This window comes from Solirubrobacter deserti (genome assembly GCF_027587175.1).
Lineage (GTDB): Bacteria > Actinomycetota > Thermoleophilia > Solirubrobacterales > Solirubrobacteraceae > Solirubrobacter > Solirubrobacter deserti.
In genome coordinates this window covers 1-21011 of sequence record NZ_JAPCID010000018.1, presented here as the reverse complement: position 1 = coordinate 21011, position 21011 = coordinate 1, and the positions used below count along the sequence as shown (strand labels likewise).

The following is a 21011-nucleotide window of genomic DNA, read 5'->3' as shown; positions in this document are numbered from 1 at the left end:
ACGCACCGCCTGCGCGCACCTATATCTGGTAGACCTTGAGCAAGCGCTTTTCGTGCTCGGCGTCGATGCGCGCGATCAGCTCGACGTGCGGTTCCAGCCCGGACCCGCGCAATTTGGTGGCCATCAGCTCGTCGAGCTGGAACACGCCGGCGGAGTTGTTCATCGCCACCTCCACGCGCACCGCGCGCTGCTCGCCGGGGACGATCCGGACCTCGTCGATCGCCGCGGCCGAGAGCGAGTGGATGTTCGGCAGGCTCGTCTCGACCGCCACGCGGGAGCGACCGTGCTCCATGTCCAGCGCGTCCGCGACGCGCACGACGCCCGCCTCCAGCGTGAGCGGCCGGCCGCCCTTGCGGTGGCCGATGATCGCGTGCGTGATCTCGGCGGCGACGACGGTGCGCTCCGGCTCCTCGTAGGCCGGCTCGAGCAGGCCGTCGAGCAGACCGGCGGCCAGATGGAGGCTGTAGACCTCGTGGTCGACGCGATGGATCGACATGCCGAGGTCGTGCAGGAGGCAGCCGCCCGCGATCACCACCTCCGCGTCCTTGTGGGACATCCCGAAGTCGCGCTCCATCGCGGACTCCAGCCCGGCGCGGTGCAGCAGCCGGAACAGGTGCAGCGCGCGGTTGAGGACGATCTGCAGGTGCACCCAGGAGTGGTCGTTCATGTCCATGCGGGTCGCCGTGACCTGCTGGACGTGCCAGCGGGCCTTGAGCTTCACGCTCTCGTTGGCGGCCTCGAGGAAGCGGGCGAGCTTGGGGTTGCGCTCGGTCGGCGCGTGGATGCGCATCGCCGCGACGGCTTCGCGCGGCGACAGGGGAGGATCGGTCATCGCGCCTCGCATCATCCCAGTCGTGCAGAGAACTGCACACTCGGGGAGTTTCCACGCCGGTGAGAACCTGATTAGCTCGCGGCCGGCGCTGATGCGTCCACTGCGAGAGGAGAGGGTCGATGGGAAGGATTCTGCGAGGCGCCGTAGCCGGCGCTTCAACTGTGGCCGCGTTGGCGCTGTTCGCGCCGCCGTCGGCGATCGCGCATCCGTGCGCGAACAGCCAGCGGGTGGAAGCGAGCAGCTTCCTGTCGTTGCATTCGTCGAGCTGGGCGGGCTACCCGACCTTCTCGAACGAGCACGAGTGCGACGGTGAGGGCGGCGCGGTCCAGAACCAGTTCGAGAACGCGCGGGCGGCCGCGGACCCCGTCCAGGACGCCGTGAGCACGTTCACCTACTCGGAGAACATGACGCCGATCGGCTACTCGGCGCGCAGCGTCCCCACCAGCGGCACCGGGTCGGGCGCGATCAACTCCGACCTGGCGTTCAAGGGCAACTACGCCATCCAGGGCACGTACACGGGCTTCCGCGTGATCGACATCTCGGACCCGGCGAACCCGGTGCAGAAGGTCAACTACACGGGCTGCACGACCGGCCAGGGCGACATCGTCGTCCACGGGAACATCCTCGTCCGCTCGTGGGACTCGCCCGTCAGTGCCGGCGGCGCCGCGACGCAGTCGTGCGGCGGCACGCTCGTGGGCCAGGGCTTCGAGGGGATCCACATCTTCGACATCTCCGACCCGGAGAACCCCGTCATGGTCGATGTCGGCAACGACCCCAGCGACGGCAAGCAGGGCCTGCGCTTCTCGGACCGCGACAACCGCCCGAACGTTCCGGGCTGCGGCTCGCACACGGCGACGGCCGTCCCGGACGAGGCCCGCGGTTACCTGTATCTCTACAACGGCGGCTCCGACAGCGACTGCACGTGGATGGACGTCATCAAGATCAAGCTGTCCGATCCGACCGACGCCAAGCACGTCAACAAGGCGATGGCCGGCCGCGAGTGCCACGACAACACGGTGCTGCTCAACGGCGCCAACAGCTACGCGACGTGCGCCGGCGGCAACGGGATCTCGATGTTCAAGTTCGACACGACGATCGACCCGACCGCTCCGGGCGGCACCGAGAACCCGACGCTGCTGTGGTCGCGCGCCATGCCGCCGATCAACATCGGCCACTCGGCCGCGTTCAGCTACGACGGCAAGACGGTCGTCTTCGGCTGGGAGCCGGGCGGCGGCACCTCGGCGCAGTGCCAGGCCTCGAGCTCGGTCACGGCCCGCACCCTCTACTTCCTGGACCCGCAGACCGGCGCCACGCAGGGCACGCTCCTGCACCCGCGTCCGCAGCTGAGCACCGAGAACTGCACGTGGCACAACTTCAACACCGTCCCGACCCAGCGCGGCAACTACCTGGTGTCGGGCAACTACCAGTCCGGCATCTACGTCATCAACTACACCAACCCGGCCGCGCCCGAGGTCATCGCGTACGCCGATCCGGCCCCGCTGCCCAAGACGCCGACCGGCGGTGACCCGGACGGCGGCGACTGGTCGACGTACTGGTACAACGGCAAGATCTACGAGTCCGACATCTACCGCGGCATGATGGTGTGGGACCTCGACAACTTCGACACGGACCGCGCGAAGACGGTCACGTACTCGAACCCGCAGACCCAGATCGGGTCCTACGAGCAGGACTTCACGGGCCCGACGGCCAGCTCGACCAACGAGGGCGCCGGCTACAAGCAGGGGTCCACGGTCCCGGCCGCGTTCACGTGCGCCGACCCGGCGGGCGTGCAGTCGTGCACGGCGAGCGTGACGAACCTCGACACCGCGTCGATCGGCCGCCACTCCTACACGGTCACCGCCGTCGACAACGCCGGCAACCAGTCGATGACGACGGTCAACTACATGGTCAACAGCACGGACGTGGCCGGCAGTGCCGGGGGCACGGTGGCCGCCACGCTCTCGCTCAGCATGGGCACGGCGCCTGCGTTCGCGCCGTTCGTCCCGGGCGTCGCGCAGGAGTACACGGCGTCCACGACGCCGACGGTGACCTCGACGGCCGGCGACGCGACGCTCTCGGTCACCGACCCGAGCACGACCAACAAGGGCCATCTGGTCAACGGCTCCTTCGTGCTGCCGCAGCCCCTCCAGGGCCTCGGCACCGTGAAGACCTACACCGGCCCGGTGTCCAACGACAAGCCGACGATCACCTTCAAGCAGGCGATCGGCGCCAACGACGCGCTCCGCACGGGCACGTACAGCAAGACGCTGACGTTCACCCTCTCCACGACCAACCCGTGAGCGGCACGCGAGGCCCGGGGCGCGCGCCCCGGGCCTCGCGCCGTGCAGAGACCTGCACGCTCGGCCAGTTGCCTGTGGGCATGAGGACTTGGTTAGCTCGCGTTTAGGAGGAGTGGAGTCCTTACGTGAGAGGAACGGGAATGGGTAGAGGGTTCAAGAGCGTCCTGGCGGGAGCCGGGGCGCTGGCCGCGGTGGCGCTGTTCGCACCGGCGTCGGCCGTCGCGCACCCGTGCGCGGGCGCCAACGCGAAGGCGGCGACGAGCTTCCTGTCGCTCAACAACGCGCTGTGGGCGGGTGTGCACCGCCCCGACTTCGCCCACGAGTGCGGCGGCGAAGGCGGCCCGGTCGCCTCGCCGGCGAGCAAGTCGATGGCCGCGGTCGCCGCGGCGGCGGCGCTCGAGGACCCGACGCTCGAGCAGGTCGCGAGCGAGTTCGAGTACACGCCGAACATGACGCCGGTCGGCTACTCGCCCAACGTCATCCCGTACCTGCCGGTCCCGTACAACTCGGACCTGGCGTTCCAGGGCGACTACGCCTACATGGGCACCAACGACGGCTTCGTCGTGATCGACATCAAGGACCCGGCCAAGCCGAAGCAGGTCCATCTCAACAAGAGCTGCACCACCTCGCAGGGCGACGTCGTCGTCTACGGGAACATCCTCGTCCGCTCGTGGGACTCGGCGGTCCGCGCCTCCGGCGCCACGACGCAGTCCTGCGGCGGCACGCTCGTCGGCGTCGGCTTCGAGGGCGTCCACATCTTCGACATCACCGACCCGACGAACCCCGTCATGGTCGATGTCGGCAACGACCCGTCCAACGGCAAGCAGGGGCTGCGCTTCAGCGTCAACGACGTCCCGCGCCTCGGCTGCGGCTCGCACACCGCCACGGCCGTCCCGGCGCCGCAGTTCGACGCGCTCTACATCTACAACGGCGGCTCCAGCGGCACCTGCACCTGGATGGACGTGCTGAAGATCAAGCTCTCGGACCCGACGCAGGCCTCCTACGTCAAGCAGGCCCCCGCCGGCCGCCAGTGCCACGACAACACGGTGTTCCTCAACGGCGCGAACAGCCTCGCGAGCTGCGCGGGCGGCAACGGCATCACGCTGTTCAAGTTCGACGCCACGATCGACCCGACGCTGCCGGGCGGCATCGAGAACCCGGTCCAGCTGTGGTCGAAGAACATGAACGCGAGCGGCGGCCACTCGGCCGCGTTCAGCTACGACGGCAAGACCGTCGTGTTCGGGCACGAGCCGGGCGGCGGCGTCGTGGCGAACTGCCAGGCCGGCAGCTCCGCCCACTTCAAGTCGCTGTTCATCCTGAACGCCGAGACGGGCGACCAGATCTCCACGGTCCCGATGCCGCGCGTGCAGAACGAGACCGAGAACTGCACCTGGCACAACTTCAACACGGTGCCGACCAAGGGCGGCAACTACCTCGTGTCCGGCAACTACCAGGCGGGCATCAACGTGATCGACTTCTCGCAGCCCGCCGCGCCGAAGGTGATCGCCTACGCCGATCCCAAGCCGCTGCCGTGGTCGAGCACCTACGGCGACGACGGCTACCCGGACGGCGGCGACTGGTCGACGTACTGGTACAACGGCAAGATCTACGAGGCCGACATCTACCGCGGCCTGCTCGTGTGGGACCTCGACAACGCGTTCACGGATCGCGCGAACACGGTCGCCTACTCGAACCCGCAGACGCAGATCGGCGCGATCGCGGCCGACAACGCCGCGCCCACGATCGCCTCGACCAACGAAGGTGTCGGGTACGCGATCGGCTCCACCGTCCCGGCCGCGTTCACGTGCGCCGACGAGGACCTGGGCGTCGACAGCTGCACGGCGAGCGTGACCACCCTCGACACGTCGAGCTTCGGCCCCGCCTCCTACACCGTCACGGCGGTCGACAAGGCCGGCAACACGACGACCAAGACCGTCAACTACACCGTGACGGCCGAGACCCAGAGCAGCGCGAGCGGCAGCGTCGCTCCGGCACTGGCCTTGTCGCTGGGCACGGCGCCCTCGTTCGAGCCCTTCGTCCCGGGCGTCGCGCAGGTCTACGAGGCCTCCACGATGGCCAACGTGATCTCCACCGCCGGTGACGCGACGCTCACGGTCACCGACCCGAGCACCACCAACACCGGCCACCTGGTCAACGGCGCGTTCGTCCTCCCGCAGCCGCTGCAGGGGCTCGGCGTGGTCAAGACCTACACCGGCCCGGTCTCCAACGACAAGCCGACGATCACGTTCAAGCAGCCGATCGGCGACAAGGACGCGCTGCGCACGGGCACGTACAGCAAGACGCTGACGTTCACCCTCTCCACCACCAACCCGTGAGAGCCCGCTGAGGAATACCGGCACACCTGGTGCGGCACATCCGCGGCGCCTCGCGCCACCCACGACGCTCACGTGCCAGAGGCACGCCACGCTTGTCGCGGGCGGCGCGAGGCACGGGCGGCTGCACCACCCCAGGCGCACCGCACATTCCTCAGCGAACTCGAACATTCGGCCGAGGCCCGGGGCAACGGTCCCGGGCCTCGATACCGTCTCTTCTCGTGCTTGAGGAGAACGTGGTGCTGATCGACGAGGAGGACCGCGAGCTGGGGGTCGGTGAGAAGCTCGCCGTGCACCGCTCGGGTGAGCTGCACCGGGCGTTCTCGGTCTTCGCCTTCAACCCCGCGGGCGAGCTGCTGCTGCAGCGCCGCGCGCTCGGCAAGTACCACTCCCCCGGCCTGTGGACGAACTCGGCCTGCGGGCATCCGCGGCCCGGCGAGACCACCGAGGCGGCCGCGGCGCGGCGCTTCGAGGAGGAGCTCGGGATTCCGGCCGGGACCCTGCGCGAAGTGGGCGTGCTGCGCTACCGCGCCCAGCTGGCCGACCTGGTCGAGAACGAGTACGACCACCTGCTCGTGTGCGAGATCGACGTCGAGCCGTCGCCGGACCCCGATGAGGTCATGGAGTGGCGCTTCGTGCCCGTGGACGAGCTGAACGCGTGGATCGCACGCGCCCGCGAGGCCGACTTCACCGCCTGGTTCCCCCCGGCGTGGGAGATCGTCAACGCTCCAGCTCGCTGAGCGCACGCCGGATCGCCAGCGGCGCCTTGCCGCTCACGCTGATCAGCGTGCCGTCCTCGTGCTCGTGGAGGTCGCACACGATCTCCTCGCGCTCGGTGTGGAGCAGCGCCAGCAGCCCCAGCGGGAACAGCGCGACCGCGAGCACGTACGTCCACACCGGCCGGTGCTTGCGGGCGAAGACCATGTGCGCGTCGCTCGCGTGCTCGAGCGCGTACCCGTGGGCGCGCATCGGCGGCGCCACGAACTCGGCGAGCTCGGTCGCGGCCTGACGGCGCCGCGCGGGAGCGAGCCAGCGCGCGGTGAAGCCCGTGCGGCCGGGCGTCGTGGGGAGCCGGCGCTGCGGCGACGGGGAAGGCGGCGCGACGCGCGCGGTCGGGATGTCCTCGATCAGCTGCAGCAGCTCGCCGCGGGTCTTCGACGTGTACGCGGATGCGGTGCGCTCGTCGAGCTCGTCGACGTCGAGCCGGCCCTCGGTCGCCGCCTGGCGCAGCTCGGCCACGATCCGCTCGCGTTCGACGTCGGAGGCGCGCATGGGGTCAATGGACACCTCCTTATCTTGACCTGACGTGCCGCCCTCCAACCTCGGTGGACATGACCGATCCCCTGCTCTGGCTCGACGGCGACCCCACGGACGGTCGTCGCGCGCGCCCGTATGAACCGGAGGTGCCGTCGGCCCCGCCGCCGCCGGCCGCACCGCCGCCCGCCGCGCCCAAGCGGCGTGGCCACTTCAGCGCGGCCGTGGCCGGCGGGCTCGTGTCCGCCGTACTGGTGAGCGGCGGCGCGTTTGCGTTCGGCGTCGTCGACACCGACGGCAATCCCGCGGCGGTCAACAGCGGGCCCGCGCTGGTCGGCGCCAAGCAGACCGGCGACGTCGCCGCGATCTACGCCGCGGCGCGCGAGTCGGTCGTCTCCATCCAGGTGCGCGGCGGGTCCGGCACGGGTTTCGTCACCGGCGCCGACGGGACGATCGTCACCAACGCGCACGTGGTCGGCAGCTCGCAGACGGTGCAGGTCCAGTTCGCCGATGACGAGACCGCGACCGGCCGCGTCCTCGGCGTGGACGAGTCGAGCGATCTCGCGGTCGTCAAGGTCGACGTCGGCCGGCCGCTGAAGGCGCTCTCGCTCGCCGACTCGGATGCCGTCCGCACGGGCCAGCTCGCGGTCGCGATCGGCTCGCCGTTCGGGCTCTCGCAGACGACCACGGCGGGCATCGTGTCCGGCACGGGCCGTCACATCCAGGCGCCGGACGGCTTCCAGATCGACTCGGTGATCCAGACCGACGCGCCGATCAACCCCGGCAACTCGGGCGGCCCGCTGCTCGACGCGCAGGGCCGCGTGATCGGCGTCAACTCGCAGATCGCGTCGCAGAGCGGCGGGAGCGTCGGGATCGGGTTCGCGGTGCCGTCCAACACGGTGCGCGACGTGATCCCGCGCCTCGAGCGCGGCGAGGACATCAAGCGCGCGTTCCTCGGCGTCTCCACGAGCGGGGGCACGAACGGCGTCACCGTCGCTTCGGTGAACGCCGGCGGCCCGGCTCAGGCGGCCGGCCTGCGCGTGGGTGACGTGATCCGGTCCGTCGGCGGCGAGCGCGTCGCCGACTCCGACGACGTCGCGTCCGCGGTCCAGGACCGCCGTCCCGGTGAGCGGGTCGCGGTGGAGATCACCCGCGGCGGCGCCCAGCAGACCGTCCAGGTCGAGCTCGGGACGCGGCCGTGAGCTTTCAGTCCCCGTGGCTGCTGGCCGGGCTGGGGCTGATCCCGCTGCTCGCCGTGGCCTACGTGCTGACCGAACGTCGCCGCCACCGCGCTGCGGCGGCGTTCGCGTCCCCCCGTGTGGCGATCTCGGCCGTCCCGCGCTCGCCCGGCTGGCGCCGCCACCTCCCACTCGGACTGGCTGGACTCGCGACCGCGGCGTTGATCGCCGCGCTGGCCCGTCCCGAAGTGACCGTGGCGGTGCCGGCCGAGCAGGCGACGATCGTGCTCGCCATGGACCACTCCGGGTCGATGATGGCCACGGACGTCGCTCCCTCCCGGCTGGCGGCCGCGAAGGAGGCGGGCGAGACGTTCCTGGACGAGGTGCCCGAGCGGGTGCGTGTCGGCGGCGTGGTGTTCAACCACCGCGCGCAGGCCGTGTCCTCGCCGACCACCGAGCGCGACGAGGTGCGCCGCGCCATGGACGCCGCGATGACGCCGAGCGGCGGCACCGCGACCGGCGACGCGCTGGCGACCTCGCTGGAGATGATCAAGGCGCAGAAGGCGCCGGGCGCGATCGTCCTGCTCTCGGACGGCCAGGCGACGCACGGACGTGACCCGCTGCCGATCGCCGGCGAGGCCCAGCGGCTGCGGATCCCGATCTACACCGTCGCGCTCGGCACGGCGTCGGGCACGTTGCCCAACGGCGACGCGGTCCCGCCGGACGTCGCGACGCTCGCGCAGATCGCCGAGCGCTCGGGCGGCCAGGCGTTCACGGCCGACCAGGCTTCGCAGCTGAGCGAGGTCTACGAGCAGCTCGGCTCGGAGGTCGCGACCAAGGAGGAGCAGCGGGAGGTCACCAGCGCGTTCGCCGGTGGCGCCGCGATCCTGCTCCTGCTCGGCGGCGGACTCTCCCTTAGGTGGTTTCGTCGGTTGCTTTGAGGTTGCGTTCAGCAACCCGGGATTGACTGTGGGCATGCGCAAGGCCGGATTTGCCGCCACGCTGGTGGCGGGCGTCGGACTCCTCGGCGTCTCTCTCCACGGGATGACGGGCGTGGACCGCACGCTCGCCATCGCCGCCGCCACGCCCGCTCCCACGGCGCCCTCGCAGGACCTCGTGCTCGAGCGCTCCAAGCTCGACTGCGACCGCTACGAGCGTCCGCACCGGGACCGCGGCGGCCGCGTCTAGGGCGCCACATCGCGGCGACCGGCTTCGCCGGTGCGTCGCGATTTCGGCTGAGAGATCGCTTCGCGGATCTCTAGTCGGACTGCTTGGCGATGCGCACGACGGTCTGGATCACGTAGTAGACCGAGAGGACGAAGAACGCGCCGCCGATCAGCGCCCGCGCCGTGTCGTCGTTGATCGGCGCGCGCGGCGCGACCACGTCGGCAACCTTCTCCCGCCACCCGATCAGCCCGGCATGCCCGACTTGCTTGTGGAGCTCCATGCCAGGATCACTACCCAGTGATCGTCCCGGTCGAGCGCCAGGAGCAGTACTGGTATCCGGATGACGGCGGCGAGGTCTGGGTCGCCGGCTTCCAGCTGGTCGACGACTCGGGACGGTTCCTGGGCCGGGACGCGTTGCCGGACGGGCTGATCGTGGCGAACGTCGCGGGCGCGGTCCACCGGCCCGAGGCGCTGGCCTCGGACCTGGCCGCGCCCGGATCGGTGTTGCGGCTGCGGCCGGAGCCGTCCAACCCGCACGACCCGTCCGCGGTCGCGGTGGACCTCGGTGACGGCACGCCGCTCGGCTACGTCCCGCGCGAGTACACGGTCGAAGTGGTTGGCTGGAACGCGCTGGTGTTGCGCGAGCGGCGCCGGTCGCCGCGTGACCCGCGCGACGGCGTGACGATGTTGCTCTCGCGCGAGCCGGTCGAGTTGCGCGTGACCGCGTGAACGTCAACGGCGAGCGTGCGCGTTCGCTCGGGTGCGATCGTGGTGGGTGGTCGACGGAAGTATCGGATAGCGAGAGTTTCGTCGACCACCCATTCAGGCGGCCGGCAGTGAGACGCGGACGGCGAGGCCGCCCTCGGCCCGCGGCGACAGCGCGAGCCGGCCGCCGTGCGCCTCGGCGACGCTGCGCACGATCGACAGGCCGAGCCCCGCGCCGTGCGTGCCCGTGCGGCCACCGCGCTCGAACGGCTCGACGAGCCGGTCGGCGATCGAGGCGTCGACGAGCGGGCCGGAGTTGACGACGTCCAGCACGGCGCCGTCTTGCGAAGCGCGCGTCGTGACCGCCACGAAGCCGCCCGGCGCGTTGTAGCGGACGCCGTTCTCGATCAGGTTCGCGGCCAGGCGCTCGAGCAACCGGCGCTCGCCGCGGACGCCCGCCGGGGCGAGGTCGAGCCGGACGTGCACGCCGTCGGCGCGCACGCGCCTCGCGGCGGCGCGGGCGGCGGCGGCAAGGTCCACGGGCTCGACCGAGGGCAGGCCGTGGCCGGAGCGGGCCAGGACCATCAAGCCGTCGAGCAGCGCGTCCATGTCCTCGACGGCCGACACGATCTCGGTGCCCATGGCGCGGAACTCGTCGACGTCGGCATCCGGGTTGGCCATCGTCACGTCGGTCTCGGTGCGGATGACGGTCAGCGGCGAGCGGAGCTCGTGCGACGCGTTGGCCACGAAGCGCTCGCGGGCGTCGAAGGCAGCCTGCATCGAGCGCAGCTCACGGCCGGCGAAGAACCAGCCGAGCGCGCCGGCGACCAGCGTCGCGCCGAGGAAGAACAGCAGGTACTGCGTGCCGAGCTGGGCCTGCGCGGCGTCGGCCTCCAACTCGCTCAGCGTCCGGTGCAGGTGGCGTCCCATCAGCCAGTAGGAGACGCCGAGCACCACCGCCACGAACGCGGCGAACAGGCCGCCGTAGATGACGGTCAGCCGGACACGCAGATGCGGAATCAAGGTCGGATGATCGGGGTGGGGCGGAAGGGCTGCGTCGCCTTCAGATTCGGTAGCCGGCTCCGCGGACGGTCTCGATCAGCGCGGGCTCGCCGAGCTTGCGGCGCAGCCCCATCACGGTCATGCGGACCGTGTTGCTCAGCGGGTCGAGCATCTCGTCCCACGCGCGCTCGAGCAGCATCTCCGGTGTGACGACCGCGCCCTGCGCCTCCAGCAGCGCCTCGAGCACGGCGAACTCCTTGGGCGTGAGCTCGAGGTCGCGGCCGCCGCGTGACGCCTCGCGCCTGGACGGGTCGAGCACGACGTCGCCGGCGGTCAGCACGGGCGGGCGCGCCTCACCCGTGCGACGCCCGAGCGCGCGCAGGCGCGCGACCAGCTCGGCGAAGCGGAACGGCTTGGCGAGGTAGTCGTCGGCGCCCAGCGCGAGCCCTTCCACCAGGTCGTCGGTGGACCGCGCCGCGGTCAACATCAGGACCTTCGTGCGCGGCTGCTCGGCGGTCAGCGCGCGGCATACATCGTCGCCGTGGACCTCGGGCAGGTCACGGTCGAGCACCACGATGTCGTACGGGTTGATGCGCGCCTTGTAGAGGGCGGCGGCGCCGTCCTCGGCGACGTCCACCGCCATGCCCTCACGGCGCAGCCCGCGCGCGACGGCGCCGGCGATGCGGGGGTGGTCCTCAGCGACCAGGACTCTCATGAGAGGGCAAAATAGGCGCGGCGCCTGAACGCCCCCTCAACGGCGCGTATGCGTCAGACGAGGATCACGACCTTGCCCGACACGGTCTCCGCGCGGGCGTGCAGCGCGGGCAGCTCGGCCAGCGGCACGCGCTCGGCCACGTCGACGCGCAGCTCGCCGCGGTCGACCAGCGCCGACAGCTCCGCCAGCTGTTGCGCGTCGCTGCGGACGAAGACGCCCACGAAGCGCACGCGCTCGTCGTCGGTGGGCATGGCGATCGTCGGGACGGTGTTCACGACGACGCCGCCCGCGCGGACGAGGGCGACGAGCTCCGCCAGCTCGACGCGCGCGAGGTTGAGCAGCACGTCCACGGGCTCGGCCACCGTCACCGGCTTCGCGGTGTGGTCGATCACCTCGTCCGCGCCCGCGGACCGCACGCGCGCCTCGCTGCGCGGGCTGGCGGTCGCGACCACGTGCGCGCCGGCCCGCTTGGCCAGCTGCACCGCGTAGGCGCCGACCGCGCCGCCCGCGCCGTTGACCAGCACGCGCTGGCCGGTCTGCAGCCCCGCTTCGTCGAACAGCGCCTGCCAGGCCGTGAGGGCGACCATCGGGAAGGCTCCGGCGTCCGCCAGCGGGATCCTCGTGGGCGCCGGCGCGAGCAGCTCCGCCGGTGCCACCACGTACTCCGCGGACGCGCCCGGCGCCGTCATCGGCAGGAAGGCGACGACCGCGTCGCCGACGCCCACGCCGGTCACGCCCTCCCCCACCGCATCGACCGTCCCGGCGACGTCGATGCCGGGAACGTGCGGCAGCGTCACCGGGAACACCTCGCGCAGGTAGCCGCCGCGGATGCCGTCGTCCACGGGGTTGAACGACGTGCCGGCGACGCGCAGCCGCACCTCGCCCGGGCCGGGCGCTGGCTGGGGGGCGTCCTCGTAGCGCAGGACGCCGGCGTCGCCGAACTCGTGGAAGCGCACCGCCTTCATCGCGGGCCTCCCAGCAGCTCCATGCCGTAGTGGGGAGCGCGCTCGACGGCGCGCTTCAGGCGCGCCTGGCGCTCCTCGTCGCTGAGCGGCGGGGCGGGCGCCGTCCTGGACTCGACGGGGTCGCCGAACTCGGCGAAGAACCGCTCGAGGCCGGCCGGGACCGCGGTGCACAGCAGCCGCGCGGTGTCGTCGCCGACGTTGCGGAACGAGTGCGGCGCGTGGCCCGGGATGTTGACCGTCTCGCCGGCCTGAAGGCGCACGGGCGGATCGTCGCGCAGCGTGACCTCGACCGAGCCCGCGAGCACGTGGAAGCACTCCTCGAACGCGTGCCGGTGCGGCGGCGGCCCGCCGCCGGGCGGGATCAGCATGTCGATCAGCGCGAAGCGCCCCGCGGTCTGCTCGCCGGTCAGCAGCACGGTGTAGGTGTCGCCGACCACGGCCAGATGCGTCAGGTCCGGGTCGTCTGGCCGCGCGACCGCAAGGCCGCGCCGGAGGTCGTCGTCATGCAGGTCGCTCATCGTGAAGCGGACGATATCATCCGTTTTGTACTGCGATGATCCCGGGGTGTCTCGGGCCCCCCGCAAGGACGCCGCCGCCAATCGGGAGCGGGTGCTGGACGCCGCCACCGAGCTGATCCGGCGCAACGGCGAGAAGGTGCCGATGGCCGACATCGCGAGCCAGGCGGGCGTGGGCATCGGCACCGTGTACCGGCACTTCGCCACGCGTGAGGAGCTGTTGAGCGCGATCGTGCACCGGTCATTCGAGCTGGCCCTGGCGAACGCGCGCGCCGCTGCCGGCCAGCCCGGCTCCGCGCTCGAGGGCGTGCGCTCGTTCCTCGTCGCCACGCTGCGCGATCGCGACCGCTTCGTCCTGCCCCTGCACGGCGGCCCGGTGGTGTTCGACGACGCGATCCGCGCGCTGCAGGCCGAGGTCCGCGTCGTCCTGCAGAGCCTGGTCGACCGCGGCCACGCGGCGCACGAGCTGCGCTCCGACCTCACCCCGATCGACCTGATCGTCAGCGCGTCGCTGCTCTCGCGCCCGTTGCCGTCCGTGGAGGACTGGGACCTGTACGCCGGCCGCCAGATCGAGCTGCTGTTGAACGGCCTGCGCTTATGAGGACCTGACGGACCGGCCGCCACGCTCGGTCCCATGAAGAAGTTCCTCGTGATCGCCGCCGCGGGCGGCGCCCTCGCCATCGGTGTCCCCGCCGCGTTCGCCGTGACGGACACGCCTGAGACGCAGACGATCCAGCAGCAGACGCCGACGCCGGCGCCGCAGGATCGTGGCGACGATTGCCCGGACAAGAGCAACGACGCCGCCGCGGAGACGGCCGGCGCGGAGCTGTGATGCACGACGAAGACACGCAGCGGCTCGAGTTCGACGATCCGCGCGCCGGCCTCGAAGGCGCGCTGTACGAGCTCAAGCGCGTGATCGTCGGCCAGGACGCGATGCTCGAGCGCCTGCTCGTCGCGCTGCTCGCGGGCGGCCACGTGCTGCTCGAGGGCGTTCCCGGCCTCGCCAAGACGCTGACGATCAAGACGCTCAGCGACGTCCTCGGCGGCTCGTTCCGCCGCGTCCAGTTCACGCCGGACCTCGTGCCTTCCGACCTCGTCGGCACGCGCATCTACCGCCCGGACACGGGCCGCTTCGACACCGAGCTCGGCCCGGTGTTCGGCAACTTCCTGCTCGCGGACGAGATCAACCGCGCGCCCGCCAAGGTGCAGAGCGCGCTGCTCGAGGTCATGCAGGAGCGTCAGGTGACGATCGCCGGCGAGACGTTCCCGCTCCCGCGCCCGTTCCTGGTCATGGCGACGCAGAACCCGATCGAGAACGAGGGCACCTACCCGCTGCCCGAGGCGCAGGTCGACCGCTTCCTGTTCAAGCTGATCGTGGACTACCCGACCGTCGGCGAGGAGGCCGCGGTCGTCGGGCGCGCGATCTCGCCGCCGGTGCAGGTGCGCGAGAAGCTCACCACGGCCGACCTGGAGCGCTACCAGGAGCTCAGCCGCCGCGTCTACGTGGACCGCGACGTGATCGGGTACGCCGTCGCGCTCGGCGACGCGACCCGCCATCCGGGCAAGTACGGCCTGCACGAGCTGGAGGGCCTGATCGAGTTCGGCGCCTCCCCGCGCGGCCCGATCGGCGCCGTCCAGGCCGCCCAGGCGCTCGCGCTGCTGCGCGGCCGCAACCACGTGGTCGCCGAGGACGTGGCCGATCTCGCCGCCGACGTGCTGCGCCACCGCCTGGTGCTCACCTACGACGCGCTCGGCGACGGCGTCAAGGCCGACGACCTGCTCGACCGCGTGCTCGAGCGCGTCGGCGGCATGAAGCCCGCGCGGGAGGCAGTTGCGGCGTGAGCACGCTGGTCTCTTCCCCGCCCGGCTCGCAAGGCCCGGGCCCGATGCAGGCGGCGCTGGTCGAGGCGCTCGACCTCGTCCTCGCCAGCCGCGCGGCCGGCCCGCTCCCGGGTGAGCGCCGCGCGGTCGGGCTGGGGCTGGGGACCGAGCTCGCGCAGATCCGGCCGTACCAGGTCGGCGACGACGTCCGCACGCTCGACGCCGCCGCCAGCGCCCGCACCGGCCTGCCGCACGTCCGCGACCACGTGCCGGAGCGCACGCTCACGACGTGGCTGCTCGTGGACGTCTCCGCGAGCATGGCCTTCGGCACCGCGGACCGCCTGAAGTCGGACGTGGCCGAGGGCGTCGCGCTCGTGCTCGGCCGCCTGGCGGTGCGCCGCGCGGGCCGCATCGGCCTGCTCACGTGCGGCGCGCCCGAGCCGCAGCAGATGGCGCCGAGTGCCGGACGCTCCGCCCTCGTGCAGCTGCGCCGCTCCCTCGCGAAGGGCGTCGCCGCCGACGGCCACGCGCCCGAGGACGCGCTCGAGCAGGGGATGCGCCGCGTGAACCGTCTGGCACGGGGCCACTCCCTGGTTGTCGTGGTGAGTGATTTCCGGGAGGAGAGTCGGTGGGCGCGGGCGCTGCGCGCGCTCGGCGCGCGCCACGACGTGCTGGCGGTCGAGGTCTTCGACCCGCGCGAGACCGAGCTGCCCGACGTCGGCCACCTCACGCTCGTGGACCCCGAGACGGGCCAGCGCGTGGAGGCCGACTCGTCCAGCGCCGAGCTGCGGCGCCGGTTCGCCGCCGCCGAGCTCGCCCGCCGCGACGGGCTCAAGTCCCACCTGCGCCGCGCCCGCGCGCGGCACGTCGAGGTCGGCACCGATCAAGACTGGCTGCGGGCGCTCGGAAGGAGCCTCAGATGAGTTTCCAGGCACCGCTGTTCCTGGCCGGCCTGGCGGTCGTCCCGATCGCGATCCTGGCGCTGCTGCTCTCGCGCCGCCGACCGTCCAGGTACGTGATCCGCTTCCCGGCCGCGGCGACGCTCGCCGCCGTCGCGCCCAAGCACGGCGGCGTGCGCAAGAACCTGCCGCCCGCGCTGCTGATGATGGCGCTGGCGGGCATGGCGATCGCGCTGGCGCGGCCGGAGGCGACGGTCGCCGTCCCGGTGGAGCGGGCGAGCGTCATGCTCGTCACGGACACGTCGGGCTCGATGAACGCCGTCGACGTGCAGCCGAGCCGGCTCGCGGCCGCCAAGCAGGCCGCGAACCGGTTCCTGGACAACGTGCCGGAGCAGCTGCAGGTCGGCCTGGTGGCGTTCGCCGATGGCCCGCACACCGTGATGCGCCCCACGCAGGACCGCATGACCGTCGAGACGACGCTCAACGCCCTGCAGGCCGAGGGCGGCACGGCGACCGGCGACGCCCTCGACTCCGCCCTGCAGGCGCTGGAGACGCGGGACGAGAACAGGCCGCCGGCCGCGATCGTGCTGCTCTCGGACGGCGCGAGCCAGTCCGGGCAGGACCCGGCCGAGGTCGCCCAGCGCGCCCGGGCGGCCAGCGTCCCGATCTACACCGTCGCGCTGGGCACGCCCGACGGCGTGGTGGAGGGCAACTTCGGCCAGAGCATGCCGGTGCCGCCGGACCCGGAGGCGATGCAGCAGGTGGCCGAGATCTCCGGCGGCCGGGCGTTCACCGCCGAGGACGCCGGTGCGCTCGACGAGGTCTACGAGACGCTCGGCTCGCGCATCGGCACCAAGGAGGAGAAGCGGGAGGTCAGCGCCGGCTTCGCGGCCTTCGGTCTGCTCGCCCTCGCGGGCGCGGCGTTCACGTCGCTGCGCTGGCGCGGTCGGCTGCCGTGAGCTCCGCCACGATCTCGTCGATGATGTCCAGGCCTTCCTGAGCGCCGGTCTCCATGCCGGTCCCGATGATCATGTCGCGGACCTCCTTGGAGCCCACGCTCGTGGTCATCGTCAGGCGCGTCCGACCGCCGTCGATCGCCTCGAACACGTTCGTGTTGAGCGCCGCCCCCGCCTCGGGCGGCGCTCCCTCGAACACCTCGGTGTTGACGAGCTTCTCCGCCGGCTCGATCTCGCGGTACTCGCCGTGGAAGCCGACCTCGTAGCCGCCCTCGCTCGTCTCCATCACGTAGCGCCACTTGCCGCCGACCTGCAGGTCGATCTCGCAGCGCTTCATCGTGCCCCGCTTGCCGGGCCACCAGCGCGAGACCAGCTCGGGCGTCGTCCACGCCTTCCACACGAGCTCGGGCGGCGCGTCGAACTCCCGCGTCATCACGATCTCGGTGTCCGACGGCGTGGTCAGAACCGCTGAACCGCTAAGGCCGCTCATCACGCGCCTCCTTGTCTTTGAGTTCGTCGAGGACCACGTCCAGGGCGTCGAACCGCTCGCTCCAGGTGCGCTCGTAGTTCGAGACCCAGTCGTGGATGGGCTTGAGCCCGCGGCCGTTGAGGCGATAGACCCGCATCCGGCCGTCTTCACGTGCGTCCACCAGACCCACCTCTCGGAGGACCTTCAGATGCTTTGACACCTGTGGCTGGCCAAGTTCGAGCCGTTCGACGATGTCGCCGACCGGGCGCTCGCCCTCCATCAGCAGATCGAGGATCTCGCGCCGCCGCGGCTCGGCCACCGCGTTGAACACATCGGCTGTCGTCGCTGCTCGTGCCACGCACACAATATATACCCATATGGGAATGTGTCAAGCGAAGCCGCTAATGAGCTCTGCGGTCTCGAGCGGCACGTCCACCTGCGGACAGTGGCCGACGCCGTCGAGCTCGATCCACTCCGCGTGCGGCAGGTCGCGACGGTAGCGCTCCGCCGCAGCCGGCCACGGCAGCAGCTTGTCCTCGGTGCCCCACACCATCCGGATCGGGCAGGTGATCGGGCCGAGCGCCCAGTCGGACCGGCGCGCGACCTCGATCATGCGCGGCGTCTCGACGCACAACGCCGCGGCGCGGATCACGTCGGCGACGAGCTCGGCCGGAACGTGCTCGTGTCGCTCCGACATGGACGAGAGGACCTGACGGCGCCGCTCGGGCGAGGACGCGATCCACGCCGCGCGCGGCGCGGCGCCGCGGACGAGCTCGTGCATGCCGGCGAACCACTCGAGCGTGGCGTCGCGGACGCGGTCGTCGAGCCAGCCGCCGCCGGGGGCGAGACCGATCACCGCGCGGGCGCGCCCGCGCGCCGCGAGCCGCAGGGCGAGCGCGCCGCCGAGCGAGTTGCCCACGATGTACGCCGTCTCCCATCCCGCCTCGTCCATGCACCGCGCCACGGCGTCGGCCATCGTATGGGGCGTGATCTCCTCCGGCAGCGGCGGTCCGCCGAGGTGGCCAGGCAGCGCCGGCGTCAAGACCTCGAAGTCGCGCTCCAACCGCGGCCTCACCAGGTCCCACACGCGCGGGGAGCCGGTGAAGCCGTGGATGAGGACGAGCGGTTTCAGCGTGGCGTGTATTCCGCCACGATAAACGGCGGCTGGAACTGGTCGCTCGTGATGCCCGTGTTGAGCACCGAGAAGCGGTACTCCTGGTCGGACGCGGTCACGAGCGGCGCCTGACGCTTGCGCTTGGCCGGCGGCAGGAACGCGGTCGCGACGGTGAAGTGCAGCCGCTTGGCGTCCTTGGACAGCACCTCGCGCTTGCCCGTGCGCGAGTGGATGCGGATCAGCTGCAGCCGGAACGGGTCGCCGGCATAGATCCACGGATCGCGCGCGTCGTACGGGTCGAACGTGATGCCCTTCAGGCTCTCGAGCTCGTACTGGCGCTTGGCGACGGTCACGATCTCCGCGACCCGCTCGATCGCCGGGCGGCTGCTGTCGCGCAGCGTGGAGAGCTTGAGCTTCTGCACGCCGCCGGCGCACGTCGAGGACAGGTACAGCTCATCCCCGCGTACCGCGAGCGAGCCCGCGCCGGGCGCGAAGCTCCCGGGCGCCGCAAACGGCAGGCCGCCGACGGTCTGGCCCGAGCCGAGGAACGGGCAGCCGGCGAGGCCGGGCAGCGGCGTCCCCTGGTCGGGCGGGACCAGCCCTGGCCGGATCTGGCCGTCGCGACCGATCAGCCACAGGCCGCCGAGCACGGACTCGGACACGACGTACTCGCCGTTGGGCAGCACCTCGAGGTCCTCGGCGAACGCCAGCGGCAGGCCCGCGAAGTCGACCGTGCGCGTGAGCTTGGCGCTGAACCTGCCCTTGCGGTCGGAGTAGGTGTAGTCGTAGACGACCGGCGGGCCCTGCGGCGGGAACCCGCCCGCGTCGAGCACGACGAGCTTGCCCTCCCTCGGCGAGCGCAGCGCGAACGGCAGCTTGAAGCCGTTCGGCGGTGCAGGCAGGACGGCCTTCTCCCGGCCGCTCTTGCGGTCCAGGACGACGACGCGCGGCCCGTCGGTGGCGACGCCGATTCCCGGCTCGGTGACGAACACGTAGTCGTCGTCACCGGCGATGCCGTGGATCAGCGCGTCGCGTTCCGCGAGCGTCTTGACCTTGGCGGATGCAGCCTGTGGTGCGAGCAGCAGGAGCAGGGCCGCCAGCACTCCGAGCATGAACCTCATGGGCCCGCAGAGTAGTCAGCCCGAGCGAAGATCCGTCGGCGCGGCGGGCGCCGAAAATCCCACGGCGCGTCCGGCCGCGGGTACAGTCGGGCGGTGCACGAGCGAGTTCCCGCCCGAGCGCGCGATCCGCAGGCTGAGCCGGCCCAGGACCGGCCGCCGGCGGCGAGGATCCTCCAGCTGCACCAATCCGCGGGCAACGCCGCCGTGGCCCGCGCGATCCTCGCCCGCCAGACCCGCTATCCCGAGGGCAAGGACCTCGACAGCGGCTACTGGGGGCACCGCGGCCAGGGCATCCCGACCGACGAGCTGGCGACGAAGATCGTCACGGACCTGCTGCGCGATCCGCAGTACGCGGCCGCCGCGCCCGAGGTGCTCAACGGCTACTGGATCGTGCACATCGTCGAGGCGGTCGAGCACATCCGCCAGGCGGGCGCGCTCGACCAGCTCGCGGCCGTGTCGGGGTCGGCGACGCGGGTGCGGCTCGCGATCGCGCTGGTCCGCGACCCGGCGACCTTCGACGCCGAGCGCCAGCTGGCCGGCGTCAGCGACCAGGAGTACGCCGACCTCACCGGCGCGCGCCGCGACGGCACGCCGGCGCCGGGCGCGCCCGCGCACCCGCAGGTCGCCGAGCTGCGGGAGCTGCGCATCCCGCTCGCGCTGGAGCAGTTCGCGACCCGCCGCGCCGCCAAGTTCCAGGAGCTGCGCGCGGGCGAGCCGGCGCCGGCCGTCACCCAGCCCGACAACTCCCCCCGGCCCGGTCGCGAGCTGGAGGAGATGCTGCGCTGGGACGCGACGAACCTGCCGCCGCTGGAGACGCTGACCGCCACGCGCGGGGGCGAGCGCTGGGCGCACCCGAAGCACGCCGTCACCGAGGCAATCCTGGCCGCCCTGCAGCTGCGGGCGGTCGGCGGCGCGATGGCCCAGCTCGAACGCGGCGAGGGCGCCACCCACGACGTCCACGAGGAGGCGCGCGCGGGCACCGGCTGGGGCGAGATGATCAACTGGTGCGGGATGTTCGCCTCGCAGATGCTCGCCGGCGGCGGCATGGACCGCGATCTGCGCGGCGGCATGGACTCGACCTCGAAGGTCTACGCCTTCTTCACCTACGGCGAGGGGCACCCGGACGTGGTGCGCAAGTACATCCGCACGCCGGACGGCGGTCTGCAGACGCTGCGCGACTACCACGAGACCGCCCGCAACTCGCGCCGCAACTGGATCCCGACCGCCTCGATCGGCGCCGACGGCCTCGACATCCGGCCCGGTGACGTGCTCACGCTCGCCGTGGCCAACGAGAAGAACACGGAGAAGGCGTTCGGCGACCACATCGTGCTCGTGCACTCCTACGACCGCGCGACCAAGCGTCTGTTCACCATCGGCGGCAACGACGGCGGCTACGTGGTCCGCAACGGCGCCCCGCCGGCGCGCGAGTCGGCGACCGACCGCGCCGATCGCGAGCGGCGTGAGGCGGCCACCGGCGAGCGGCTGCAGCGACCGACGCGCGGCGCCCACGTCGGCGTCGGGAGCCAGGACCTGGGCCATCAGCCGACGCCGGGCCGGCGCGGGACGATCGTGCAGCAGACCCATGTGGCGGGGATCGGCCGGCCCTCGATCGTCGACTTCGAGGACCACGTGTATCCGTCCAACGCGGCCGCCGAGCGCGAGCTC

24 protein-coding genes are annotated in these 21011 nt (G+C 71.9%); 13 read left to right on the top strand and 11 right to left on the bottom strand.

Annotated elements, in window-relative coordinates:
- Positions 1-19: 19 nt before the first annotated feature.
- Entirely contained in the window at positions 20-832 is an 813-nt protein-coding gene (locus OJ962_RS14325; RefSeq protein ID WP_238932281.1) for an HD domain-containing protein, read from the bottom strand.
- Positions 833-951: 119 nt separating this feature from the next.
- Between OJ962_RS14325 and OJ962_RS14320 the strand changes: the two genes are divergently transcribed.
- From OJ962_RS14320 to idi, 3 genes are all read left to right on the top strand, one after another.
- Positions 952-3132, top strand: a complete 2181-nt coding sequence (locus tag OJ962_RS14320) for an LVIVD repeat-containing protein (RefSeq protein WP_202957453.1) — start codon at positions 952-954, stop codon at positions 3130-3132.
- A gap of 140 nt (positions 3133-3272) precedes the next feature.
- Positions 3273-5468 (top strand): hypothetical protein, encoded by a 2196-nt coding sequence (locus OJ962_RS14315; protein WP_202957454.1) that lies wholly within the window; start codon positions 3273-3275, stop codon positions 5466-5468.
- Positions 5469-5686: 218 nt separating this feature from the next.
- Positions 5687-6205, top strand: coding sequence for an isopentenyl-diphosphate Delta-isomerase (gene idi / locus OJ962_RS14310; protein ID WP_202957455.1), 519 nt, complete (start codon positions 5687-5689; stop codon positions 6203-6205).
- Here idi and OJ962_RS14305 read toward each other — a convergent pair.
- Positions 6186-6752 carry a DUF1707 SHOCT-like domain-containing protein gene (locus tag OJ962_RS14305; protein ID WP_202957456.1) on the bottom strand — a complete coding sequence of 189 codons (567 nt, stop codon included), beginning with the start codon at positions 6750-6752 and terminating at the stop codon, positions 6186-6188. The two genes, idi and OJ962_RS14305, sit on opposite strands and share 20 nt — an antisense overlap.
- A gap of 44 nt (positions 6753-6796) precedes the next feature.
- Between OJ962_RS14305 and OJ962_RS14300 the strand changes: the two genes are divergently transcribed.
- The 3 genes from OJ962_RS14300 to OJ962_RS14290 are packed head-to-tail and all read left to right on the top strand — an operon-like array spanning position 6797 to position 9085.
- Positions 6797-7921, top strand: coding sequence for a S1C family serine protease (locus OJ962_RS14300; protein WP_202957457.1), 1125 nt, complete (start codon positions 6797-6799; stop codon positions 7919-7921).
- A complete protein-coding gene (locus OJ962_RS14295; protein ID WP_202957458.1) occupies positions 7918-8838 on the top strand; it encodes a VWA domain-containing protein in 921 nt (306 codons plus the stop codon). Before OJ962_RS14300 ends, OJ962_RS14295 begins: the two co-directional genes overlap by 4 nt.
- 34 nt (positions 8839-8872) lie before the next feature.
- The gene (locus OJ962_RS14290) at positions 8873-9085 is read left to right on the top strand and encodes a hypothetical protein (protein WP_202957459.1); all 213 of its coding nucleotides are present in this window, start codon (positions 8873-8875) and stop codon (positions 9083-9085) included.
- A gap of 70 nt (positions 9086-9155) precedes the next feature.
- Here OJ962_RS14290 and OJ962_RS14285 read toward each other — a convergent pair whose 3' ends face one another.
- Positions 9156-9344: a hypothetical protein gene (locus OJ962_RS14285; protein WP_202957460.1), complete on the bottom strand. Its 189-nt coding sequence runs from the start codon at positions 9342-9344 to the stop codon at positions 9156-9158.
- A gap of 17 nt (positions 9345-9361) precedes the next feature.
- Here OJ962_RS14285 and OJ962_RS14280 point away from each other — a divergent pair, with 17 nt between their 5' ends.
- Complete coding sequence (locus tag OJ962_RS14280) at positions 9362-9793, top strand: HIRAN domain-containing protein (RefSeq protein WP_202957461.1); 432 nt, start codon at positions 9362-9364, stop codon at positions 9791-9793.
- A gap of 93 nt (positions 9794-9886) precedes the next feature.
- Here the strand turns inward: OJ962_RS14280 and OJ962_RS14275 are convergent, their stop codons facing one another.
- The 4 genes from OJ962_RS14275 to OJ962_RS14260 are packed head-to-tail and all read right to left on the bottom strand — an operon-like array spanning position 9887 to position 12969.
- Positions 9887-10792: a sensor histidine kinase gene (locus OJ962_RS14275; RefSeq protein WP_202957462.1), complete on the bottom strand. Its 906-nt coding sequence runs from the start codon at positions 10790-10792 to the stop codon at positions 9887-9889.
- Between the two features lie 40 nt (positions 10793-10832).
- Positions 10833-11486 (bottom strand): response regulator transcription factor, encoded by a 654-nt coding sequence (locus tag OJ962_RS14270; protein ID WP_202957463.1) that lies wholly within the window; start codon positions 11484-11486, stop codon positions 10833-10835.
- Between the two features lie 53 nt (positions 11487-11539).
- The gene (locus OJ962_RS14265) at positions 11540-12451 is read right to left on the bottom strand and encodes an NADP-dependent oxidoreductase (protein ID WP_202957464.1); all 912 of its coding nucleotides are present in this window, start codon (positions 12449-12451) and stop codon (positions 11540-11542) included.
- The gene (locus OJ962_RS14260; protein ID WP_202957465.1) at positions 12448-12969 is read right to left on the bottom strand and encodes a cupin domain-containing protein; all 522 of its coding nucleotides are present in this window, start codon (positions 12967-12969) and stop codon (positions 12448-12450) included. Before OJ962_RS14260 ends, OJ962_RS14265 begins: the two co-directional genes overlap by 4 nt.
- Before the next feature lie 46 nt (positions 12970-13015).
- Between OJ962_RS14260 and OJ962_RS14255 the strand changes: the two genes are divergently transcribed.
- The 5 genes from OJ962_RS14255 to OJ962_RS14235 are packed head-to-tail and all read left to right on the top strand — an operon-like array spanning position 13016 to position 16645.
- A complete protein-coding gene (locus OJ962_RS14255; protein ID WP_202957466.1) occupies positions 13016-13567 on the top strand; it encodes a TetR/AcrR family transcriptional regulator in 552 nt (183 codons plus the stop codon).
- A gap of 33 nt (positions 13568-13600) precedes the next feature.
- Entirely contained in the window at positions 13601-13798 is a 198-nt protein-coding gene (locus OJ962_RS14250) for a hypothetical protein (protein WP_202957467.1), read from the top strand.
- Positions 13798-14808: an AAA family ATPase gene (locus OJ962_RS14245; RefSeq protein WP_202957468.1), complete on the top strand. Its 1011-nt coding sequence runs from the start codon at positions 13798-13800 to the stop codon at positions 14806-14808. The genes OJ962_RS14250 and OJ962_RS14245 overlap by 1 nt, the downstream gene beginning before the upstream one ends.
- Positions 14805-15710 carry a DUF58 domain-containing protein gene (locus OJ962_RS14240; RefSeq protein WP_202957469.1) on the top strand — a complete coding sequence of 302 codons (906 nt, stop codon included), beginning with the start codon at positions 14805-14807 and terminating at the stop codon, positions 15708-15710. The genes OJ962_RS14245 and OJ962_RS14240 overlap by 4 nt, the downstream gene beginning before the upstream one ends.
- Positions 15707-16645, top strand: a complete 939-nt coding sequence (locus OJ962_RS14235; protein WP_202957470.1) for a VWA domain-containing protein — start codon at positions 15707-15709, stop codon at positions 16643-16645. Before OJ962_RS14240 ends, OJ962_RS14235 begins: the two co-directional genes overlap by 4 nt.
- Here OJ962_RS14235 and OJ962_RS14230 read toward each other — a convergent pair.
- The 4 genes from OJ962_RS14230 to OJ962_RS14215 are packed head-to-tail and all read right to left on the bottom strand — an operon-like array spanning position 16611 to position 19346.
- On the bottom strand, positions 16611-17132 hold the full coding sequence (locus OJ962_RS14230; RefSeq protein WP_202957471.1) for an SRPBCC family protein: 522 nt from the start codon (positions 17130-17132) through the stop codon (positions 16611-16613). The genes OJ962_RS14235 and OJ962_RS14230 overlap by 35 nt on opposite strands.
- Positions 17119-17469 carry an ArsR/SmtB family transcription factor gene (locus OJ962_RS14225; protein ID WP_202957472.1) on the bottom strand — a complete coding sequence of 117 codons (351 nt, stop codon included), beginning with the start codon at positions 17467-17469 and terminating at the stop codon, positions 17119-17121. Before OJ962_RS14225 ends, OJ962_RS14230 begins: the two co-directional genes overlap by 14 nt.
- Positions 17470-17499: 30 nt before the next feature.
- Positions 17500-18243, bottom strand: coding sequence for an alpha/beta fold hydrolase (locus tag OJ962_RS14220; protein WP_255526248.1), 744 nt, complete (start codon positions 18241-18243; stop codon positions 17500-17502).
- Complete coding sequence (locus OJ962_RS14215; RefSeq protein ID WP_202957473.1) at positions 18240-19346, bottom strand: hypothetical protein; 1107 nt, start codon at positions 19344-19346, stop codon at positions 18240-18242. The genes OJ962_RS14220 and OJ962_RS14215 overlap by 4 nt, the downstream gene beginning before the upstream one ends.
- 93 nt (positions 19347-19439) lie before the next feature.
- Between OJ962_RS14215 and OJ962_RS14210 the strand changes: the two genes are divergently transcribed.
- A partial coding sequence (locus OJ962_RS14210; RefSeq protein WP_270006414.1) for a hypothetical protein occupies positions 19440-21011 on the top strand: 1572 nt, incomplete at its 3' end.

Coding starts and splice junctions, on each gene's coding strand:
- OJ962_RS14320 (WP_202957453.1), top strand. CDS start 952: ATGGGAAGGATTCTGCGAGGCGCCGTAGCCGGCGCTTCAACTGTGGCC.
- OJ962_RS14230 (WP_202957471.1), bottom strand. CDS start 17,132: ATGAGCGGCCTTAGCGGTTCAGCGGTTCTGACCACGCCGTCGGACACC.
- OJ962_RS14250 (WP_202957467.1), top strand. CDS start 13,601: ATGAAGAAGTTCCTCGTGATCGCCGCCGCGGGCGGCGCCCTCGCCATC.
- OJ962_RS14270 (WP_202957463.1), bottom strand. CDS start 11,486: ATGAGAGTCCTGGTCGCTGAGGACCACCCCCGCATCGCCGGCGCCGTC.
- OJ962_RS14300 (WP_202957457.1), top strand. CDS start 6,797: ATGACCGATCCCCTGCTCTGGCTCGACGGCGACCCCACGGACGGTCGT.
- OJ962_RS14290 (WP_202957459.1), top strand. CDS start 8,873: ATGCGCAAGGCCGGATTTGCCGCCACGCTGGTGGCGGGCGTCGGACTC.
- OJ962_RS14285 (WP_202957460.1), bottom strand. CDS start 9,344: ATGGAGCTCCACAAGCAAGTCGGGCATGCCGGGCTGATCGGGTGGCGG.
- OJ962_RS14260 (WP_202957465.1), bottom strand. CDS start 12,969: ATGAGCGACCTGCATGACGACGACCTCCGGCGCGGCCTTGCGGTCGCG.
- OJ962_RS14245 (WP_202957468.1), top strand. CDS start 13,798: ATGCACGACGAAGACACGCAGCGGCTCGAGTTCGACGATCCGCGCGCC.
- OJ962_RS14215 (WP_202957473.1), bottom strand. CDS start 19,346: ATGAGGTTCATGCTCGGAGTGCTGGCGGCCCTGCTCCTGCTGCTCGCA.
- OJ962_RS14235 (WP_202957470.1), top strand. CDS start 15,707: ATGAGTTTCCAGGCACCGCTGTTCCTGGCCGGCCTGGCGGTCGTCCCG.
- OJ962_RS14315 (WP_202957454.1), top strand. CDS start 3,273: ATGGGTAGAGGGTTCAAGAGCGTCCTGGCGGGAGCCGGGGCGCTGGCC.
- OJ962_RS14325 (WP_238932281.1), bottom strand. CDS start 832: ATGACCGATCCTCCCCTGTCGCCGCGCGAAGCCGTCGCGGCGATGCGC.
- OJ962_RS14265 (WP_202957464.1), bottom strand. CDS start 12,451: ATGAAGGCGGTGCGCTTCCACGAGTTCGGCGACGCCGGCGTCCTGCGC.